Source organism: Paraburkholderia ultramafica, from assembly GCF_902859915.1.
Classification (GTDB): domain Bacteria; phylum Pseudomonadota; class Gammaproteobacteria; order Burkholderiales; family Burkholderiaceae; genus Paraburkholderia; species Paraburkholderia ultramafica.
Map to the genome: position 1 here is coordinate 74,590 of NZ_CADIKK010000011.1, position 19,829 is coordinate 94,418.

Consider the following 19,829-nt stretch of genomic DNA (forward strand, 5'->3'; position numbering starts at 1 on the left):
CACAGGCGGCAATGACTCATATATGAGTCATGAAGGCCTCTCGTGACTCATATATGAGTCAAATGTTGTTTTTTCGCCGTCTCGCACCCATAATGATTCACAAACGAGTCACGAAGGCCCTTCGTGACTCATATATGAATCAATCGGCTTTTACATGCCCACCATCGCCACTCGTCCCGCGTCGCGCTACAGTCTGGACGCCGCATTCCTGCTCGGGCAATTGATCCGTCGCGCGCGGCTTGAACGGAAGATCACGATGGCGCAGTTGGCCGAACGCGCCGGTCTGTCCCGCAGTCTCGTTCAGCGGATTGAGAAAGGCGATCCATCCTGTTCGATCGGAGCGGTTTTCGAAGCCGCCGCCGTCGTCGGCGTACGCCTTTTCGATGCCGACTCGTCGACCCTCGCAGCGGTCCTCCAGGCTAACGCGGAGAGACTGACGCTGCTGCCGCGTGCGGTGCGCGCCCCTCGCATTGAAACGAAAGATGATTTCTGACTCCGCCTACCACGAAGCTTTTGTCTGGGTCTGGCTGCCCGGCGCGACCGAGCCCGTGGTTGCCGGCCGGCTGGCCGCCATGGGCGAGCAGATCCTGTTCAACTACGGCCAAAGCTACCTGGCGCGCGACAACGCGATCCCGCTCTATGCGCCCGAACTGCCGCTGCAGCGCGGCACCATCGCGCTGGCCAACGGCCTGTCGATGCCCGGCAGCATCCGCGACGCCGCGCCGGACGCATGGGGCCGGCGCGTCATCATCAATCGCAAGCTTGGCGCGCGGGGAGCCCAGATCGACACGACCGACCTGGACGAGCTGACCTATCTGCTGGAGTCCGGCTCGGATCGCATCGGCGCGCTCGACTTCCAGTTGTCGCCGACCGAATACGTGCCGCGCGAAACCGCCACCGCGTCTTTCAGCGATCTGCTGAATGCGGTCGAGAGCGTCGAGCGGGGGGTGCCGCTGAGTCCCGATCTGGAGCGTGCGCTGTTTCATGGCAGCTCGATTGGCGGCGCGCGCCCCAAAGCGATGATCACCACGCACAACCGCAAATTCATCGCGAAGTTTTCTTCGCAGAGCGACGTCTACAGCGTCGTGAAAGCCGAATACATTGCGATGCGCCTCGCGTCCAAAGTGGGTGTTCATGCCGCGCCGGTGACACTCAAGCACGTCGGCGGCAAGGACGTGCTGCTCATCGAACGGTTCGACCGCGTGCGCGCCACGAAGGGCTGGCAGCGCCGCGCGATGGTGTCCGCGCTGACGCTGTTCGGACTCGACGAAATGATGGCGCGCTATGCGAGCTACGAGGACTTCGCCACGCTGATCCGCCATCGCTTCAGCGATCCGAAAGCCACGCTCAAAGAACTGTTTGCCCGCCTGCTGTTCAACGTGCTGTGCGGCAACACCGACGACCACGCGCGCAATCACGCGGCCTACTGGAACGGCCGCGAGCTGACGCTGACCCCAGCCTACGACATCTGTCCGCAAGCGCGGGCGGGCAACGAAGCCACCCAGGCCATGCTGATCGCCGGCAATCAGCGCTTCAGCCGGATCGACACCTGTTTGAAGGCGGCGCCGCTCTTCCTGCTGTCGAACGACGACGCCATGGCGCTGGCCCAGCACCAGATCGAGGTGATCTGCGATAACTGGAACCCGATCTGCACCGACGCGCAACTGAGCGAGGTCGACAGGAATCTGATGTGGCGCCGCCAGTTTCTCAATCCGTTTGCGTTTGAAGGCGCGCCGCCGGCGCTCGCGGCGCTGCTTCAATAGCGTCGACGGCGGGCTCGCGCGGGGCCGGCCTTAGTCGATCCCCAGCCGCGCGCGAATCGCCGGCAGCATGTGTTCGACCGCCGCGCGCCCTTCCTCGATCGCCGGCGCCGCGCGGTGAAAATCGAAGATCCCCATCCCGCCCAGCCGCGGCTGAATCAGGATGTCCGCCGGCTCCCCTGCGAGGCGGCTGCGCGAAATCCGCACCTGCATGATGTCGATGCTTTGCGCGATCGAGCTCAGCATCGACGGCACGCGGGCACTCGGCGCGGGCGCCACGCGCACGTCGCCGGTGACGCTCGCGTCGGCCGGCGCGAGCCAGCGCGGCCAGGGCTTGCCGTTGCGGCGCAGCGCAACCGGCGGCGGCGCGCCCGGATCGAGCGCGGGCGTTTCTACGACTGCGCCGCCGAAGTCACGGCCGTTCAGAATATCGTTGTTCAGGTCGATCGCGATCACGCAGTCCGCGCGCATGCCGCGCGCCACCGAGACCGGCACCGGATTGCACAGGCCGCCGTCCACCAGCCACATGCCGTTGTGCCACACCGGCGTGAAAATGCCGGGAATCGCAATCGACGCGCGCACCGAGTCGATCGTGCTGCCGTCCTGCAACCAGATTTCGCGGCCGGTATCGAGTTCGGTGGCGACTGCCGCGAACGGCATGTTCAACTGCGCAATCGAGTGGCCGTTGAACCTGTCCGCGAATAGCTGGATCACCTTGCGTCCGCCGAGCAGGCCGCCCGAGATGCGCAGATCGAGCAGACGCACCACCGTCTGCCACGTGAGCCGCGAGACCCACTCTTCGAGCCAGTCGAGGTCGCCATTCGCGTACACCGCGCCCACCAGCGCGCCGATCGACGTGCCGCACACCACATCGGGCTTGATGCCCGCGTCATGCAGCGCGCGAATCGCGCCGATATGCGCCCAACCGCGCGCGGCGCCGCCCCCCAACACCAGCCCGATACGGCTGTACCGACGTCGACGTATCATTGTTACCCCGCTTTCTTCTATCGCCCTCGTATCACGTCCGAACGCGATGTTGTGTAGACCTTCAGATTCTGGTCGAAGTGCACGTTGAAAATACCTTCCTCGGTCACGCCGCGTTCGCGCCACTTCCAGCTCCACACGGTTTCCGGCTTGAGCGGAAACACCGCGATCTCACCGGGCTTGCCGAGCAGCCGGCGCACTTCGTCCTCGCTCATGCCCATGCGGATCTTCGCGAAGTTGGCGGCCGTCAGCACCTGCGTGATGGCTTGCAGTTTGCCGTCACGGTCGATGTCGACCATGTAGGTGTTCAGCCCTTGCGGGCCGCGCGGATATTCGAAGCGCTTCGAGCCATCGGTGAACGTGCGCTCGGTTTCCGGCTTGCCCATCTGGTCGCGGATCTGCGCTTCGGTCGTGACGCCCGGCGTCATGTCCTTGAGTAACAACGCATCCGGCTTGATGGCGTTGAAGAAGTCCTTGAGTTTTTGCACGGCGCGGTCGCTCTGTTGATCGTCGCAGCCGGTGAGCGCGACGCACGCGGCCAGCATCACGACGGTAAGCAGTTTGAGGCTCACAGCGAGTTCCCTGTCTGGATGCGCCGCAAACGCGCGCATTCTGGTGTGTAGTGTGTGCCCTCGAGGGCACTTCCTTCAGTACGTTTCCCAACGGGACTTCCTTCGGGGCGTGCTACAGGATAACCGCGCACGGAGAAAACCGCGAGCGAGGCCGGCACGGCGGCGCGCAGAGCGCGCCGTGCGAGTTGGCTGAGCGAAACACGTGGGGATCGGGAAGGCTGCGCGGCATACGGCGAAGCCGCGGTGAAAAGCGTTGCCACAAGCAAAAAGGCGACGCTGTACAGCAGCGTCGCCAGGTCGGTCGATACAGTCAACCGGAACGTGAAAGCGGCCCTCAAGCCGCCAGCTACGAAGCACCGCGGACGACGCGCAGCGGTCTGGTTCCGGACGAAGCGGTGAGCAACCTTGGCTGCTCACCTTGCGCCATCGCCGGAATGGCAAACCGCTGCTTGTTTGGCCGCCCTGGTCCCTCGATAAGCCTTCCAAGTGCAGATAATCTAATCGCATTGGACGATTTAGACGAGAGCGCGTTTACACCGAATTGGCAGATGATTTGCGTCGTGCGGGAAGCTATCCGAACCGTGCGCGATACGGCCGCGCGTCTGCTCGAACCCCGGCCAGGCTCGCGAGCGGTGGCACCGCCGGGAAGTTGAACCATTCGATCCGGTACGGCAGGTCTTCCAACTGGCCGGACGCTTCGAGAATGCCGCGCGTTTGCAAAGCCTGATCGCCGACCTTCAGCACCGGCAGACCGGCCGCGCGGGCAAGCGCGGCGCACAGCATTGCCGATATCGCCGGCGCAACGGCGCCGAGCGGCCTCGCCCACGCGCGTGGTGAAACAGAGAGGATCGCGAAGGAAAAACGGAAAGTCGTCATGGCGGCGCTTGCCTGATGGCATGAGGTGAATTGCCATCGACGATAAGGTACGCATCTGTATAAGACAAACGCATTATTCTTCCAAGCAAATATGCGAATTTTATTCAGAGGCAATGCGTGCGTGCGCAGCACCGCGGGTATCATCGAACGCATTCTTTGGCGCCCTCACCCCGTCACATTTCATCATGAAGATCGACGAAATCGACGCATACGTCACCGTGATTCGCTGCCAATCGCTGCAACAGGCGGCGCTCGCGCTCGGCCTCACGCAACCGGCGATCACGCGCCGTCTGCAAAATTTCGAAGAGGCGCTCGGCGTCGAACTGCTCGACCGCAATACACGTCCGCTCAAGGCGACGGCTGCGGGCCGCATCGTCTATGAACAATGCCGCGTGATCCAGCGCGAACTCGACGTGCTGCGCGAGATCGTCGCCACCGACACGCCACCGGTCGGCACGCTGCGCGTGGGCGTCGCGCAGACCATTGCCGACATTGCGCTCACTGGCGCGATGCGCGATCTGAAAGCGGCCTACCCCGATCTGCAGGCGCGCGCGTCGACCGGTTGGGGCAGCCAGTTGCTGCAACGGCTCGAACAGGGCGAACTCGACGCCGCCGCGATCCTGCTGCCCAGCAACAAGACCTTCGACGACACGCTGTCGGCACGCTCGCTCGGCCGCATCAAGCTCGCGGTGGTCGCGCAGAAAGGCATGCTGAGAAAGCGCGCGCATACGCTCGCCGAATGCCAGTCGATTGGCTGGGTGTTGAATCCGGATGGCTGCGGCTTTCGCGACGGGCTGCAACGCGCGCTGACCGGTTTTGGGGCTCGCGCTCAAGCTCAATCTGGAAACGCCCGGCACCGGGTTGCAACTGCAACTGGTCGCGGCCGGCAACGGACTCGGTCTCGTGCCATTGCCGCTGCTGCGTGCCAGCGCACACGCCGACGCGCTCGACATCGTCTCGCTCAGCGACTTCAAGCCGCTCATCGATATCTGGCTCGTGCGGCCGCGCGTGCTCGGCAAGCTGCAACAGCCGGTCGAGCGATTCGGCGCGGCGATCGAACGGCAATTCAAGGACACACGCAGGCAGCGCGCCGCGTGAGTTGCACGCTGCCCCTGCCTGCTCAACGGCTCAATGGCTCATCCGCATCTGCCCATCCGCCTCGCCCGGACGAACGGCTCAGATCACGCGAAATCCATGCGTGCCATCGCGTCCAAGCTGCGCGACGAGCCCATACTCCCACTCCAGATACGCGTTCATCGCTTCGCGCGCGTTATCGGTGCCCTCGTACGGACGCCGGTAACGATCGATGCGCGGCGACGCCATCCGCGTCTCGCCGCTCTCGAGCGGCAAGCCCGCTTCGATCCAGGCCGCCGTGCCGCCGCTGAGCACCTGCACCGGCCGCCCGCTCGACGCGGCCAGCTCAGGCGCGGCAAAGCGCGCGAGCTCGCTGCTGCCGCAGGTCACCACATAGCGCCGGGCATCCGGCAACTTGCGCAACGCAGCGTCGAGCTGGCCGCGAATCACGAACCACGCGCCCGGAATGTGCCGCTTCACATAGTTCGCGCTGCTCGTGAAATCGAGCACGACCGTGCCCGGCGATTGCAGCAGCGTGACCAGTTCGGCCGGCGCGATCTCGTCGACGGCGGGCGGCGTGGGCGCATGACGCGCGGGTGGCGCCGCGCCTTTTTCACCGAAGTCCGCGGCCGTCAGACCATCGACCACGTACACCTCGACGTTCATCTGCGCGAGCCACGATGCGCTCATGTTCGCGCGCACGCCGTCGTTGTCCGCGAGGATCACGCGCGCGCCGCGCACCGGCGCGAACATGTCGGTTTCCTGCACCAGCTGGCCGCCCGGCGCGCTGCGAAAACCAGGCACGTGGCCCGCTTCGTATTCCTCCGGCGTGCGCACGTCGAAGCGATACACAGTGCGTACCGCTTCGTTGGCCCAGCGGCGCGCTTCGTCGCGCGACGTGCGGCCCACCTTCGCGCGATCCGCGACCGCGCGGGCGCCGTCCGCGGTTGCGAGACGAAGCGCGTCGTCGACGATCGGCTCGAAGCGGCGCGAACTGCCGTGCGCGAGCGCCTGACCCGCCAGCGTCCAGCCGATCGTGCCGTTGCGCAGCGCCGCGACCGGATTCGGCACGCCCGCATTGATCAGCGACTGCGCGCCGATGATGCTGCGCGTGCGCCCCGCGCAATTGACGATGATCCGCGTGGCCGGGTTCGGCGCCAGCTGCCGCGCGCGCAGCACCAGTTCGGCGCCCGGCACGCTGATGCTGCCGGGAATGTTCATGTTCTGGTATTCGTCGAAGCGGCGCGCGTCGAGCACGACCACGTCGGCTTCGCGATCGAGCAACGCCTGCACCTGCGGCGCGGTGAGCGACGGCGTATGGCGCACGCTGTCCACCAGTTCACCGAACGCCTTGCTCGGCACGTTGACGTCCTGGAACAGCTCGCCGCCGGCCTCGCGCCAACCTTGCAGACCGCCTTCGAGCAACGCGACGTCGGTGTAGCCCAGTTCGGTCAGACGTTGCGCGGCGCGTTGGGCGAGACCTTCGCCGGCGTCGAACACGACAATCGGCACCGCCACGCGCGGCAAGCGTACTGGCGCGTCCAGTTCGAGCCGCGACAACGGCAGATTGGCGGCAAAAAGCGGATGACTGCGAGCGTGCGGATCTTCCTCGCGCACATCGACGAGCGCGATTTCGTCACGTTCGATCAGCGTGAAGCGCACGTCTTCGAATGATCGGGTACGGAATTCGTTATTGACGCTCATGAGATCAGAGACTCCCTCGAAACATCCCGGATATTCGGCAACAGCTCGTTCGAATAGCCTGAGATAAAAGCCTTGCGGCCCGCGCCGCCGGTATGGACCGAGCGCGTCACCGCACCGATGTTTCCACCGTACACGTGAATGCTGATCGACGTACGGTCACCAAAAGCATTGCTCACGCGATGGAGGTCGCCGATACGCGGCGACACCGCGTAGCCAGCGCGCCGTCCCGGTGGACACGGTAAGCCTGTGCAATTTCCGCGCCACGCAGCACGCCGATCAAACCCCACACGGTGTGATCGTGTACCGGCGTCGACTGCCCGGGGCCCCACACGAAACTGACGATTGAAAAACGCTGCCGCGAGTCCGCGTGCAACAGGAACTGTTGATACCGCTCGGGATCGGGCCGCGCGAACGCGTCGGGCAACCAGTCGTCGTGGGCGATCAGTTCGCGTAATGCGGCGGCGCCGGCCTCGAGCAGATGCGCTTCCTTGCGTGTCTCGCTATGTGGGTCGGTATGTGCGTCGTTATGTGCTGCGTCGTTTGCTTCATCATGCGCCGTTTCATCGACGAGCGACGCGATCCGGCTGACGAACGCGCGCAGCCGGTCCGGCCTGAAAACTTTGGTCATGGACGAGGATGCGGTCGAAGCCCGCGGCTTCGTGTGCGGGGGCGAATTGCTCCGCATAGCCGATGTCGATCACGGGATTTTGCGGCGCGTGGGTTTCAGAGACCTTGCGGGTCTGGATCATGCCGATGAATTCGATGGACACGTCGATGTCTCCGTGCATGGTTTCCGCCCGGCGGGGCGGTGGCGTGTTTCGCTGGCTGCATGACGCTGTTCGAGGGGTTTGAGGTAGCAGTGCACCATGCGCCTGTTAAATATTGATCGGCCATATCTATACCGGCTTTGCATGTAACGGCCAGGCGCTGCGGGGCTGCAACTGAAGTGTTTTGCCCGCCGTGTTTGCACGAAGGCAAACAAACCCCCTTCGAAGAACGTGGGCATCCGCTCACCGTCAGCAGAAAAACCAAACCTTTGCCACAATGCCCCATCGCGCGAAAGCGCCGCAAACAGCAAGTAAACAGACAATGATCCCCTTCTCGGTCCTCGACCTCTCGCCAGTCATCGCGGGCGCCACGCCGGCGGACGCATTCAGGAACACGCTCGACCTCGCCCAGCAAGCGGAACGCTGGAACTACCGGCGCTTCTGGCTGGCGGAACATCACAACATGACGGGTATCGCCAGCGCGGCCACGTCGGTGGTGATCGGCCACGTGGCCGGCGGCACGAAGACGATCCGCGTCGGCTCCGGCGGCATCATGCTGCCGAACCACGCGCCGCTCGTCATCGCCGAACAGTTCGGCACGCTCGCGTCGCTGTATCCCGGCCGGATCGATCTCGGCCTCGGCCGCGCGCCGGGCACCGATCAGAGCACCGCCCGCGCGCTGCGCCGCGACCTGCAAAACAGCGCCGATTCGTTCCCCGACGACGTCGTCGAGCTGCAACGCTATTTCGCCGATCCCGTGCCCGGCCAGCGCATTCGCGCGGTGCCGGGCGCGGGGCTGCATGTGCCGCTGTGGCTGCTCGGCTCGTCGCTGTTCAGCGCGCAGTTGGCTGCGGCGCTCGGCCTGCCGTTCGCGTTCGCATCGCACTTCGCGCCCGATTACATGCTCACCGCGTTGCAGGTCTATCGCTCGCAATTCAGGCCGTCTGCGACACTCGACAAACCGTATGCGATGGTCGGCGTCAATCTGTTCGCCGCCGACACCAACGAAGAAGCGCAGCGTCTGTTCACCTCGCTGCAGCAGCAGTTCATCAACTTGCGACGCGGCACGCCGGGTCAATTGCAGCCGCCGGTCGAGCGGCTCGAAGCGTCGGAGATGGAGTTGAACGGCGTCGCGCACTCGCTCGCCTGCACCGTGCTCGGCGATCGTGATGCGGTACGCGCAGGACTGCTGTCGATCATCGACCAGACCGGCGCCGACGAATTGATGCTCACCGCGCAGATCTACGATCACAACGCGCGGCTGCGCTCGTTCGAGATCGGCGCGCAAGTGCGCGAAGAGTTGATGGCCAGCAAGTAACAGCGCGGGCAAACGAAAGAAGGGCGGCCGATGGCCGCCCTTCTTTATTCGTTCGAATCAGTTGCTGACTCAGTCGCTCAGATTCAGTGGCTCGGATTCGGTGGCTCAAACTCAGCGGCTCATTCAGCAGCGAATTCAGTGATTCGCCGACACCGCCGCCATCCCTTCCAGCAGCGCCTGATGAAACGCCTGCGGATCCTGCATCTGCGGCGCGTGCCCCAGCCCCGCGAATTCGACGAGCGTGGCATGCGGGATCGCCTTCGCGGCCGCCTTGCCCAATTCCGGGTAATGGCCGATCTTCGCGCGCACCGCCGCAGGCGCGGCATCCTTGCCGATCGCGGTGACGTCCTTCTGCCCGATCAGCAACAGCGTCGGCATGCTCAACTGACCAAGTTCGTAAACCACCGGCTGCGTGTAAATCATGTCGTACAGCAGCGCCGAATTCCACGCGACAATCTGTTTGCCCGGGCCACGGTACATCCCCGCCAGCATCTGCACCCACGGCTCATAGTCCGCGCGCCACTGGCCCGCGTAATAGGTGGATTGCTCGTAGCGGCGGATGCCGTCGGCGCTCGTCTTCAACTCGCGCTCATACCACTGGTCGACCGACAGCGACGGCACGCCCTTCGCCTTCCAGTCCTCGAGACCGATCGGGTTCACCAGTACCAGTTGCTGCGTCGCGTGCGGATACGTCAGCGCGTAACGGATCGCCAGCATGCCGCCGGTCGAATGGCCGATCATCGTGACGTCGCTCACACCCAGCGATTCGAGCAGCGCATGCGTGTTGCGCGCGAGCTGTTGAAAACTGTACTGATAGTGCTCGGGCTTGCTCGATTTGCAAAAGCCGATCTGGTCCGGTGCGATCACGCGATAACCGGCGTCGCTCAGCCGATGAATGGTGGCGTCCCACGTCGCCCCGCAGAAGTTCTTGCCGTGCAGCAACACCGCCGTGCGGCCGTTCGGATGCGCCGGTTTGACGTCCATGTACGCCATCTGCAGCGGCAGGCCTTGCGACGTGAAGTCGAACCGCTCGACCGGCGCGGGATAGTTGAAGCCCTGCAGTTCGGGACCGTAGGCCGGACCGGCATGGTCGGCGGCGGCGCCGGCGGCGACCGGGCTGGCCTGGCTCGACGCCGCCGCGCCGTTCGCCGGCGTGGCGGCTGTAGCAGAGGAAACGGCGGGCGCAACGACCCACGCGCAGACGCTCAACAGGGCAAGCAGGGTATAGCGGCGAAAACTCATTGATATTTTTTGCAAGAAAGACGCAGCGGAGGACATGCCGGGTTCGGGCGGCGTACGCGCCTGAACCTCCGGCCAGCAGCGCACGATTCTACGACGCGCCGCCCGACCCTGCTGCCGCTCGCGCAGGCCGGCCGCCGTATCGGCCGGTTTGGCATACATATTGCGACGCCTCACCTTGCGCTCTATGTGTCGTGCCGCGCGGATGCCCGCCATGCAAGAGCCGATCGTGCGCAAGATGGGCGCGCGGGCGGCGTCCGCACAATTCACAGTACGCGCTTGCGGCCAATCGGTGTAGAACTAGCGGACGCGTCCGCAAAGACGGAGCGCCTGGCAGGACGAATCATCAGCGCAGAGCAAGCGACCAGATCATCCGGGGCATACTAATCAGGAGACAGACATGGACACTCCGGCACGGCTGAACGACATCCAGCGCTCCACTCTCGCCATCGTCCTCGCGGGCGGACGAGGCACGCGGCTCGGACCCCTCACCAACAAGCGCGTCAAGCCGGCGGTGCATTTCGGCGGTAAATACCGGATCATCGACTTCGCGCTCTCCAACTGTCTGAACTCCGGCATTCGCCGCATCGCCGTGGTCACACAGTACAAGGCGCATTCGCTATTGCGCCATCTGCAGCGCGGCTGGGGCTTCCTGCGCGGCGAGTTCGGCGAATTCATCGACCTGTGGCCGGCGCAACAGCGCGTGGAAGGCGCGCACTGGTATCGCGGCACCGCGGACGCGGTGTTCCAGAACCTCGACATCATCCGCTCGATCCGGCCGAAATACGTGGTGGTGCTGGCGGGCGACCACATCTACAAGATGGACTACACGCGGATGATCGCCGATCACGCGGAAAGCGGCGCGGACTGCACGGTCGGATGCATCGAGGTGCCGCGCATGGACGCCGTCGCGTTCGGCGTGATGGCGGTGGATGAAAACCGCCGCGTGACCGGCTTCGTCGAAAAGCCCGCCGACCCGCCGGCGATGCCCGGCCGCCCGGATACGGCGCTCGCCAGCATGGGCATCTACGTGTTCAGCGCCGACTATCTGTATGCGCTGCTCGAAGAGAACATCTCCAGCATCGATACCGATCACGACTTCGGCAAGGACATCCTGCCGCGCGTCGTCACGCAAGGCTCGGCGATCGCGCATCCGTTCAGCATGTCGTGCGTGTCGTCGGACCCGAACGTGGAGCCGTACTGGCGCGACGTCGGCACGATCGACGCGTACTGGGCCGCCAACCTCGATCTCGCGTCCACCATCCCGACGCTCGACCTGTACGACCGCAACTGGCCGATCTGGACATACCAGGAACAGTTGCCGCCCGCGAAGTTCGTGCGCGACATGAAGGGGTTGCAAGGCACGGGCAACAACCTGATCGTGTGCGGCGGCTGCGTGATCTCGGGCTCGCAGATTTCGCGCTCGGTGCTGTCGTCGAATGTGAAAGTGAGTTCGTTCTGTAATATCAATGAGGCAGTCTTGTTGCCGCAAGTCACCGTCGGCGCGAGTTGCCGGCTGCAGAAAGTGGTGATAGACCGCGGCTGCGCGATACCGGACGGCACGGTGATCGGCGAAGATCCGGTAGCGGATGCCGAACGCTTTTATCGGACCGACGACGGCGTCGTGCTGGTCACGCCCGAGGCGTTGCGGCAGAAGCAGACGATGGAGTAAGGCCGGCCGGCTGCCGCCGCTCGCCGCGCGTGGCCCGGCGCCGACCGTAATAACTAGCCGGAATAACCCACAGGAACGAGACCTGGCCTATGACGATTCGCGCCCTGCACGTCGCAAGCGAGCTGTATCCCCTCCTCAAAACGGGCGGTCTCGCCGACGTCGCGGGCGCGCTGCCGCCCGCGCTGATCGAGCGCGGCGCCGATGTGCGGGTGCTGCTGCCGGGCTTTCCGGCGGTGCTCGCCGGTGTGGCCGACTTGCATCCGGTCGCGCAACTGGGGCGCCGTTTCGACACGCCGGGCGTGACGCTCGAACGGGGCACGCTGCCGTCGAACGGTCTGATCGTCTATGTGATCCGCGCCGATACGCTGTACGACCGGCCCGGCAATCCCTATCTGAACGACGAGCATGTGCCTTACGGCGACAACGCGCAGCGGTTCGCGCTGCTCGGCTGGGTCGCCGCGCAACTGGCACAGCAACTGGACCCGGCGTGGTCGCCGCAGATCGTCCACGCGCACGACTGGCACGCGGGGCTCGCGCCCGCCTACCTGAAAGCGGCCGAACGCCAGCATGGCCGCACGCTCGCGCGCAGCGTGTTCACGGTGCACAACCTCGCTTATCAGGGCGTTTTCCCCGCGCATCAGTTCGGCCAGTTCGCGCTGCCCGACGATTTTTTCAGCGTGTACGGCATCGAGTTTTACGGACAACTGTCGTTTCTCAAGGCGGGGCTCTACTACAGCGACCGCATCACGACCGTCAGTCCCACCTACGCCCGCGAAATCCAGACGCTCGCCCAGGGCGGCGGGCTCGACGGGCTGCTGCGTCAGCGCGCGCATGATCTGAGCGGCATCCTGAACGGCGTCGACTATGCGGTCTGGAATCCCGCCGACGACGCGCTGCTCGACAGCCACTACAACGCCACCCGCCTCGCCGGCAAAGTGGCGTGCAAGGAGGCGCTGCAAAAGCGCTTCGGCCTCGCGCAGAAAAGCGATGCGCTGCTGTTCGGCGTGGTGAGCCGCCTGACCGAACAGAAAGGCCTCGATCTGCTGCTCGGCGCGGTGCCCGAAATCGTCAAGCGCGGCGGGCAGCTGGTGGTGTTCGGCACCGGTGATCCGACGCTCGAGACCGGTTTGAAACGCGTGGCGCACGCGCATCCGGAGTCGGTGGGGGTGGAACTCGGCTTCGACGAAACGCTCGCGCATACGATCGTCGCGGGCAGCGACGTGATCGCGGTGCCGTCGCGCTTCGAGCCGTGCGGGCTCACGCAGCTGTATGCGCTCGCTTATGGCTCGCTGCCGCTCGTGCATTGCGTCGGCGGCCTGGCGGATACGGTGGCGGACGCATCGCTCGAAAATCTCGCCGACGATCTCGCCACCGGGTTTGTGTTCGAACGGTTCGAACCGAAGGGGCTGGCCGCCGCGATTCGGCGCGCGTTCGCTCTTTATGACCGGCACAGCGAGTGGAAAGCGACGCAACGGCGCGCGATGCGCCAGGACTTCGGCTGGGGGGCGTCGGCTGAGCGTTATCTGGCGTTGTATCGGGAGTTGGTTTGAGCGGCTAAAGCGGCTAAAGCGGCTTGCTCGCCGCGCGCCGCGGGAAGTACGCGAACGGCCCGAGCCGCGCTCCCTCGTCGCCGCATCGCCGCATCGCCGCCGCGGCCAGCGGCACTAAAGCCTCCCTCACCGCCCACGCTCCCCGCCGTTTTGATGATTCGGCACAACAACGCGGGGGACGGATCGACTCGCGCGAGGCAAACTCATGTATTGTTTCCTCACAATGCAAAGCGCGCATTTTTCTTGCACTATCTGAAGCAGTCCTGCCGCACGAGGCGACCGGCCACTCTCGGAAACGCCAGCGCGGCGCACCCTTCCGGCTTCCTTTGATCGCGCATCACCGCTTGCGCGGGCCATACCATGACGAAAAACGTTCTGAGCATCCAGTCACATGTCGTCTTCGGACACGCCGGCAACAGCGCGGCCGTGTTTCCGATGCGCCGGCTCGGCGTCAACGTCTGGCCGCTCAATACCGTGCAGTTCTCCAATCACACGCAATACGGCCATTGGACCGGCAGCGCGATCGATTCGTCGCAAATGGAAGACCTGGTCGAAGGCATCGGCGCGATCGGCATGCTGCCGCGTTGCGACGCCGTGCTCTCCGGCTATCTGGGCACGCCCGAGCAAGCGCAGTCGGTGCTGGAGATCGTCAGGGCGGTGAAGGCCGCCAATCCGCGCGCATGGTACTTCTGCGATCCGGTGATGGGCGCCGCGAGCGGCTGCAAGGTCGAGCCGGGCATCCAGGAATTTCTGGTGCGCACCATGCCGGAAGCGGCCGACGCGATGGCGCCGAATCACACCGAATTGCAGCGGCTGGTGGGCCGCGAGATCGAGACGCTCGAAGAAGCCGTGACGGCGTGCCGTGAAGTCATCGCGCGCGGGCCGAAGCTCGTGCTGGTCAAGCATCTGCTCGACCGCAACAGTCCCGCCGACCGCTTCAACATGCTGGTCGTCACCGAGCGCGAGGCATGGATGGGGCAACGCCCGCTCTATCCGTTCGCGCGGCAGCCGGTGGGGGTCGGCGATCTGACGAGCGCGGTGTTCGTCGCGCGCACGCTGCTCGGCGATTCGATTCGCGCGGCCTTCGAGCACACACTGGCCGCCGTGAACGCGGTGGTCAGGGCGACCTGGCAGGCTGGACGTTATGAACTGGAACTGGTCGCCGCGCAGAACGAAATCGCCCAGCCGCGCGAGTGGTTCGATGCGTGGGTGGCGGAGACGGCTTAGGTGGTAGGCATCGCGCACTCCGCCCCACGCCTGCACTCACTGACGGCACCCGGCAATCAATCGCCTTCCACCCGCGCCGCACGCCGCGTCTGTCAGCCAGCCGTCCTATAATGCGTGCCGCGTGGACGAGGCAATCGCCGTCCACATGGCATTTTCCAGGCATCCGCATTCAGCAGACGAGGCATCGATGGACGGTTATATCCGCAGCGAGCGGGAAGAATTTTTTGAGCAGTTGTGCATCAGCGTCGACGCCGACGAAGCGCACGAGCAGGAAGCGATCGAGTACTTCGAGAACCAGTTCGACCAGGCTGACTTCGATCCGGCGCAATGGCTCGACATCGCGCTCTACTACTCGCCGGCCGTCGCGCTCGGCATCGTCGACATGGTGACGGCCGACGACAAGGCGCGCAGCAACATCGCCGAAGTGATCGCCGACAACCTCGACATCTCGTACGGCGAGGACGAATGCCAGCAGTTCGCGCAGACCATCGAATTCGCGCTGAACAACGGCGTGCCGGTGGACCTCGACCTCGTGCTCGACGGCTGCCAGCGCGCGATCGACGATCTCGACAGCTGGGCCGACGACGACACCAAGGCGCCGCTGCTGCGTCTGCGTGAAGAGTTGTTGCGCCAGCAAGGCGAGCATTGAGGGCCCTCAGCCAACCCGAGTGACCGACCCAGGTGACACAGCCGGCGCGCTCGCGCCGGCTTTTTAAGCATGTGCCGCAATCCGCACCCCACGCGCCGGCACTGACGGCCCGCCAGCTGGCGCGCCGCGCGGCCTATGCCGAAATGCTCATTCAAAACGGCTCGAACTGCCAAGACGGCGGCAAATTGGCTTTCTATATTCGCGCCAGATGACCGCGCGTAAACGCTACTGAGCGTATTCCAGCATTGTTTATCGCGACCGATCATTCGTAGTCTCTCGGTGCGCGCGAGGCGAAGCCTCGGCCCGCGTGCCGATCCAGCGTTACTGCCTTGCCGCTTTCACACCCTGAACTGTCGATGGAAGGAGAGACCATGAGTCTTCGCTACACGCTGAAACCGCTTGCCCTGTTCGTTGGCGCCATCTTCGCAATCGCGCCGCCGGCCAGCTTCGCCGACGACCTGCCGGTCAAGATTGGTTTTGCGGCGCCGCTGACCGGCGCCAATGCCGGCTACGGCAAGGATCTGGAGAGCGGGGTCCGGCTCGCGATCGAGGAAGCCAATGCGCAGAAGATCAAGATCGGCGACAAGGTGGCGCAATTCACGCTCGTCTCGCAGGACGACCAGGCCGACCCGCGCATCGGCGTGCAGGCCGCACAGAAACTGGTCGACTCGGGCGTGGCGGTGGTGGTGGGCCACTTCAACTCGGGCACGACGATTCCGGCGTCGCAGGTGTACGAACAGGCCGGCATTCCGGTGATCGACCCGGCCGCTACCAATCCGGTCATCACGGGCCGCGGCTTCGCGAACACCTTCATGGTGATTTCCACCGACGGGCAAAACGCCGGCAACGCGGGCGCCTATGCGGTGGACGTGACCAAGGCCAAACGCATCGCGATTATCGACGACCGCACCGCGTTCGGCCAGGGCGAAGCCGACGAGTTCGAGAAGGCGGTGAAGGCGCACGGCGGCACCATCGTGGCGCGCGAATACACCGACAATCACGCGGTGGACTTCAGCACGCAGATCACCAAGATCAAGGGGACCAATGCGGACCTGGTGTTCTTCGGCGGACTGGACAACCAGGCGGCCGGCTTTGCGAGGCGGATGAAGCAGTTGGGCCTGAACGCGCAACTGGTGGGCGGCGGCGGCGTGATGGACCCGGACTTCATCAAGCTCGCCGGCGAGGCGGCCGATGGCGTGATGGCGTGGGAGTACGGACGCCCGCTCGCGCAGTTGCCCGGCGGCAAGGACTTCTCCGCGAAGTTCAAGAAGCGCTACGGCGAGGACATCCTGTCGTATGCGCCGTTCGGCTACGACGGCGCATGGGCCGCGATCAAGGCGATGCAGCAGGCCAGGTCCAGTGCGCCGACGGCGTATCGGCCGGCGCTGAAGGCGATCGATTTCGAAGGCGTGACCGGAAAGATTTCGTTCGACAGCACGGGCGCGTTGAAGAGCGGCGCATCCACGCTGTATCAGGTGAAGAACGGCGCCTGGGTTCCCATTGTGACGAAGAGCGGGACATAAGCCGCGTCCGGCGCTCGCCAGCTGCAGGTCCGGGCCGGCCCGGACCTGCAGCGGCGCCGCTACTTCGAGTTCACCACCTTGACCACCAGTTCGGCATCGAGATCGCGCGCGATCCGCACGAGGTCGTCCTTCATCCCGGCGAATTCATTAGCGGAACACATCTGATGTCCGAAGGCGGCATGCAGGTGCCGGCTGACCTGCAACATCCTCGTCGCCGGATCGAATACGTAGCGCGATGAAAACGCCAGGAAGCGATCCTGCACCGCCGTATCGGCGGGCAAATCCGTCACGCGGACAAAGCGCGGCAGCGTCATTGCCAGCGTCTCGTCGAACTCTCCGCCGACGCACGCCCACGGCTGGGTCCGCGCCGGCTCGGCGAGCCATGTCTGCACCTGCGAACCCATTCCGCCGGACAGACTGGTGAGCGCCGGCACCGCCGTCGTGCCGTCCTTCCAGACGAAGTGCTCGAGGCTGCCCTGCATCGACGTGGCGAAGGGTCCGCTGGTCGCAGCTACGTCGTCGGTGCTCATCTGCGCCGTGCCGTGCAAGCCCGTCAGCAATAGACGGTTCGCCGCGATCTGTTGCGCGCGCTGCCGCGTCGCGCGGCGAAACGTATTGCGCTCGATCTCCGCGGTGAAGCCGGTATCCTCGACGCGGTACGCGTAATTCGCCGCGCCGCTTTCATCGATGTCGATCTGCAGGCGCACCGTGCGCTCGCGCAATTGCGTGGCCGGCGTGCGCGACAACACCCCTTCGCCGACCAGCAGCACCGGCCGGTCCATCACGCCCAGCGGCAGATAGCCGAAGCTCGTGCCGCCCGCCGTCGTATCCGCGAACAACGACAACTCAGGAATCCAGATAATCGCGTGATTGATCGCGCTCGTGCCGTAGCCCGGCACGTCCGGCAGGCTGTAGTACGGCCCGAGATTGAGCAGCACCGCCTCGCTGCGGATGCCGACCGCCGCCAGCAGCGCGCTGTACAACGCGACGTAATCCTTGCAGTCGCCATAGCGGTTGTGCAGGATGTCGATCGCCTTGTGCGGGATCGCTGCCGTCTCGCCGAGAAACAGCGCGACATAGCGGATGTTCAGGCGCATCCAGTCGTACAGCGTCTGCGCCTTCGCGCGCGCATCGGCGGCCCCGGCCGTCAGACCCTGCGCGAGGCGGACGATCGCGGGATCGTTCATGGTCTCGTCGATGGCCGGCCCGCGATAACGCGCGGCGAAGCCCGCGAAGTCCGGCACCGTCGACACCATCAAACGGTCGCCCCAGTTCGCGTAGCCGACCGCGCCCGCTTCGAGCCGCGCATACGGACCGTGCCGGTAGTCGAACTCGTAGCGGGTCCGGCCATTGGCGGTCACCGGCGGCACGGCCGCGTAGCCGCGCGCGTCGGCATACAGCGGCACGTCGGCCGGCAGATCGAAGATCAGCCGTTGCAGTTCGACGGGCTCGCGCGTCAGCTCGACCAGATACGCGAAGGTGCCCGCCTGCAACGGCTGCGTGCGGGTCTTGCGAAACGCCAGATGCACGCGCGAGCCGGGCTCGACGCCGGGGAAGATGACCGTGCGCAACACGCCGTCCTCGAAACTCGGCGCGCCGGCCGAGCGCGGCTCCTGCACGTCGCGGATCGCCTCGGGGCCGACCGGATGCGCGACACCGTTCGGATCGATCGTTTCCGCGGCCTGCAGTTGCACCTGTTCGATGCCCTTGTTGAACCACACGTAGCGTTGCGCGATATCGTCGACGCCGCTCGTCGTGTTGGCCCGCACGATGGTGTCGTCGTGTTCCTCGATCGAGCCGTCCTTCTGGATCACGAACAGGTGCACGTCGCTCTCCGTAACGGACGGCGCGCGGTCGTCGCTGGCGGTGGCCGGTGCGTTGTCGTCGGCGAAAGCGAAGGCGGCGTATGCGCCCAGCGTCAATGCGGCGGCCAGTCCGATGAACGCGGCCTTCCCTGTCATGAGCGACGCGCCCTGCCCCACGCGCGCCACGCACGCGGGCTCGCGGCAAACTCCGCGCGAAACGCGTGATTGAAATTCGACAGATCGTTGAAGCCGCAATCGAGCGCGATATCGACGATCTTCGCGCCGCCGTCCTGAAGGCGCAGCGCCGCTGCCCGCAAACGCGCCCGCAACAGGTACTGATGCGGCGTCACGCCGGTCACGCGCTGGAACGTGCGCAGGAAGTAGAACTCGCTCAAGCCCGCAGCGGCGGCGAGGCTCGTCAGCGAGTGCGGCTCGCCCGGGCTCTCGTCGATCAGGCGTACGATCTGCGCGACGCGCGAGCTGGCCATCGCGCCGGCCGTGCCGCTGGCGGGCGCTTCGGCGCGCGTCAGCGCGCCGGCCGCAGCCAGCGTCGCGGCAGCCAGTTCGACGGCCAACTCGTCCCATACGGCTTCGTTGGCCCCGCCGGACTCCGCGCTCGCGCCTGCACAGGCCCGCGCAATCAGCGGCGAGAACGCACGCTGCGACGGGATGCGCGCACGCCTGAAGTTCAATTGGCCGCTCGCGACGCCCGCATCCGCGGCGAGCCGCTCGAAGTACGCCGGCGCATAACGAAACGCGACGCAGCGATCGCCGGCCCCGTGCCGATGCCCGCACTCGAAGCACTCGCCCATGTTGCCGAGCAGCAACGCGCCGGGCGTGAGCAATTCGCGGCCAGGAGCCGCGCGGTAGTCGAACGAGCCGGCCACCACCATCGCGATGCACACGCCGGCGTGCCGTTCCTCGAACGGCTGGTCGCCCGGGCCGAAGGTGCAAAGCAGATCCGCGACGTCCCAGCCTGCGCCCTGGGCGAGCGCGCGCGCGGCCATGCCGCCGCGCACGCCGTTCTGTGCGCGCGAGCCGAGCGCCTGCTGCAACGTGACGGCAATTTTCCCCAAGATGCACCTCGGCAGAGTCCGTATCGTGGTTTT

At 65.4% G+C, this 19,829-nt stretch carries 16 protein-coding genes and 3 pseudogenes; 10 read left to right on the forward strand and 9 right to left on the reverse strand.

The window, feature by feature from the left end; genetic code table 11:
* Positions 1-154: 154 nt before the first annotated feature.
* The gene (locus HV744_RS13550; RefSeq protein ID WP_175150013.1) at positions 155-493 is read left to right on the forward strand and encodes a helix-turn-helix transcriptional regulator; all 339 of its coding nucleotides are present in this window, start codon (positions 155-157) and stop codon (positions 491-493) included.
* Positions 483-1,763: a type II toxin-antitoxin system HipA family toxin gene (locus HV744_RS13555; protein WP_175150014.1), complete on the forward strand. Its 1,281-nt coding sequence runs from the start codon at positions 483-485 to the stop codon at positions 1,761-1,763. Before HV744_RS13550 ends, HV744_RS13555 begins: the two co-directional genes overlap by 11 nt.
* A 30-nt stretch (positions 1,764-1,793) precedes the next feature.
* Here the strand turns inward: HV744_RS13555 and HV744_RS13560 are convergent, their stop codons facing one another.
* The 3 genes and pseudogenes from HV744_RS13560 to HV744_RS13570 form a co-directional block, all read right to left on the reverse strand.
* Complete coding sequence (locus HV744_RS13560; RefSeq protein ID WP_175150015.1) at positions 1,794-2,747, reverse strand: patatin-like phospholipase family protein; 954 nt, start codon at positions 2,745-2,747, stop codon at positions 1,794-1,796.
* A 17-nt stretch (positions 2,748-2,764) separates the two neighbouring features.
* Positions 2,765-3,316 (reverse strand): hypothetical protein, encoded by a 552-nt coding sequence (locus tag HV744_RS13565; RefSeq protein WP_175150016.1) that lies wholly within the window; start codon positions 3,314-3,316, stop codon positions 2,765-2,767.
* A gap of 627 nt (positions 3,317-3,943) precedes the next feature.
* A pseudogene (locus tag HV744_RS13570) lies at positions 3,944-4,099 on the reverse strand (aliphatic sulfonates ABC transporter substrate-binding protein); the annotation flags it as partial.
* A gap of 278 nt (positions 4,100-4,377) precedes the next feature.
* Here HV744_RS13570 and HV744_RS37255 point away from each other — a divergent pair.
* Together HV744_RS37255 and HV744_RS37260 are read left to right on the forward strand one after the other, a co-directional pair.
* Positions 4,378-4,968 (forward strand): annotated as a pseudogene (locus HV744_RS37255) (LysR family transcriptional regulator); the annotation flags it as partial.
* A 40-nt stretch (positions 4,969-5,008) separates the two neighbouring features.
* Positions 5,009-5,290 carry a hypothetical protein gene (locus HV744_RS37260; RefSeq protein WP_246279040.1) on the forward strand — a complete coding sequence of 94 codons (282 nt, stop codon included), beginning with the start codon at positions 5,009-5,011 and terminating at the stop codon, positions 5,288-5,290.
* A gap of 78 nt (positions 5,291-5,368) precedes the next feature.
* On the opposite strand, the gene HV744_RS13580 is transcribed toward HV744_RS37260, so the two are convergent.
* The 3 genes and pseudogenes from HV744_RS13580 to HV744_RS13590 all read right to left on the reverse strand — a co-directional run bounded on the left by HV744_RS13580 (position 5,369) and on the right by HV744_RS13590 (position 7,740).
* A complete protein-coding gene (locus HV744_RS13580; RefSeq protein WP_175150017.1) occupies positions 5,369-6,970 on the reverse strand; it encodes a rhodanese-related sulfurtransferase in 1,602 nt (533 codons plus the stop codon).
* Positions 6,967-7,598: pseudogene (locus tag HV744_RS13585) on the reverse strand (cysteine dioxygenase family protein). Before HV744_RS13585 ends, HV744_RS13580 begins: the two are co-directional and overlap by 4 nt.
* A complete protein-coding gene (locus HV744_RS13590) occupies positions 7,531-7,740 on the reverse strand; it encodes a hypothetical protein (protein WP_425497708.1) in 210 nt (69 codons plus the stop codon). Before HV744_RS13590 ends, HV744_RS13585 begins: the two are co-directional and overlap by 68 nt.
* 319 nt (positions 7,741-8,059) lie before the next feature.
* On the opposite strand from HV744_RS13590, the gene HV744_RS13595 reads away from it, so the two are divergent.
* Positions 8,060-9,055 carry an LLM class flavin-dependent oxidoreductase gene (locus HV744_RS13595; protein ID WP_175150018.1) on the forward strand — a complete coding sequence of 332 codons (996 nt, stop codon included), beginning with the start codon at positions 8,060-8,062 and terminating at the stop codon, positions 9,053-9,055.
* Between the two features lie 135 nt (positions 9,056-9,190).
* Here the strand turns inward: HV744_RS13595 and HV744_RS13600 are convergent, their stop codons facing one another.
* Entirely contained in the window at positions 9,191-10,297 is a 1,107-nt protein-coding gene (locus HV744_RS13600; RefSeq protein ID WP_175150019.1) for an alpha/beta fold hydrolase, read from the reverse strand.
* A gap of 397 nt (positions 10,298-10,694) precedes the next feature.
* Here HV744_RS13600 and glgC point away from each other — a divergent pair, with 397 nt between their 5' ends.
* The 5 genes from glgC to HV744_RS13625 all read left to right on the forward strand — a co-directional run bounded on the left by glgC (position 10,695) and on the right by HV744_RS13625 (position 16,915).
* Positions 10,695-11,966, forward strand: a complete 1,272-nt coding sequence (glgC, locus tag HV744_RS13605; protein ID WP_175150020.1) for a glucose-1-phosphate adenylyltransferase — start codon at positions 10,695-10,697, stop codon at positions 11,964-11,966.
* Positions 11,967-12,055: 89 nt separating this feature from the next.
* Positions 12,056-13,516 (forward strand): glycogen synthase GlgA, encoded by a 1,461-nt coding sequence (gene glgA, locus HV744_RS13610; RefSeq protein ID WP_175150021.1) that lies wholly within the window; start codon positions 12,056-12,058, stop codon positions 13,514-13,516.
* Between the two features lie 360 nt (positions 13,517-13,876).
* Positions 13,877-14,743 carry a pyridoxal kinase PdxY gene (gene pdxY, locus HV744_RS13615; RefSeq protein ID WP_175150022.1) on the forward strand — a complete coding sequence of 289 codons (867 nt, stop codon included), beginning with the start codon at positions 13,877-13,879 and terminating at the stop codon, positions 14,741-14,743.
* Positions 14,744-14,930: 187 nt separating this feature from the next.
* Positions 14,931-15,392 carry a hypothetical protein gene (locus HV744_RS13620; protein ID WP_175150023.1) on the forward strand — a complete coding sequence of 154 codons (462 nt, stop codon included), beginning with the start codon at positions 14,931-14,933 and terminating at the stop codon, positions 15,390-15,392.
* Between the two features lie 371 nt (positions 15,393-15,763).
* Positions 15,764-16,915, forward strand: a complete 1,152-nt coding sequence (locus tag HV744_RS13625) for a branched-chain amino acid ABC transporter substrate-binding protein (RefSeq protein ID WP_175150024.1) — start codon at positions 15,764-15,766, stop codon at positions 16,913-16,915.
* 59 nt (positions 16,916-16,974) lie between these two features.
* Here HV744_RS13625 and HV744_RS13630 read toward each other — a convergent pair whose 3' ends face one another.
* Together HV744_RS13630 and HV744_RS13635 are read right to left on the reverse strand one after the other, a co-directional pair.
* Positions 16,975-18,876, reverse strand: coding sequence for a DUF3857 domain-containing transglutaminase family protein (locus HV744_RS13630; RefSeq protein ID WP_175150025.1), 1,902 nt, complete (start codon positions 18,874-18,876; stop codon positions 16,975-16,977).
* Positions 18,873-19,796, reverse strand: coding sequence for a helix-turn-helix domain-containing protein (locus tag HV744_RS13635; protein ID WP_175150026.1), 924 nt, complete (start codon positions 19,794-19,796; stop codon positions 18,873-18,875). The genes HV744_RS13630 and HV744_RS13635 overlap by 4 nt, the downstream gene beginning before the upstream one ends.
* Between the last annotated feature and the right edge of the window lie 33 nt (positions 19,797-19,829).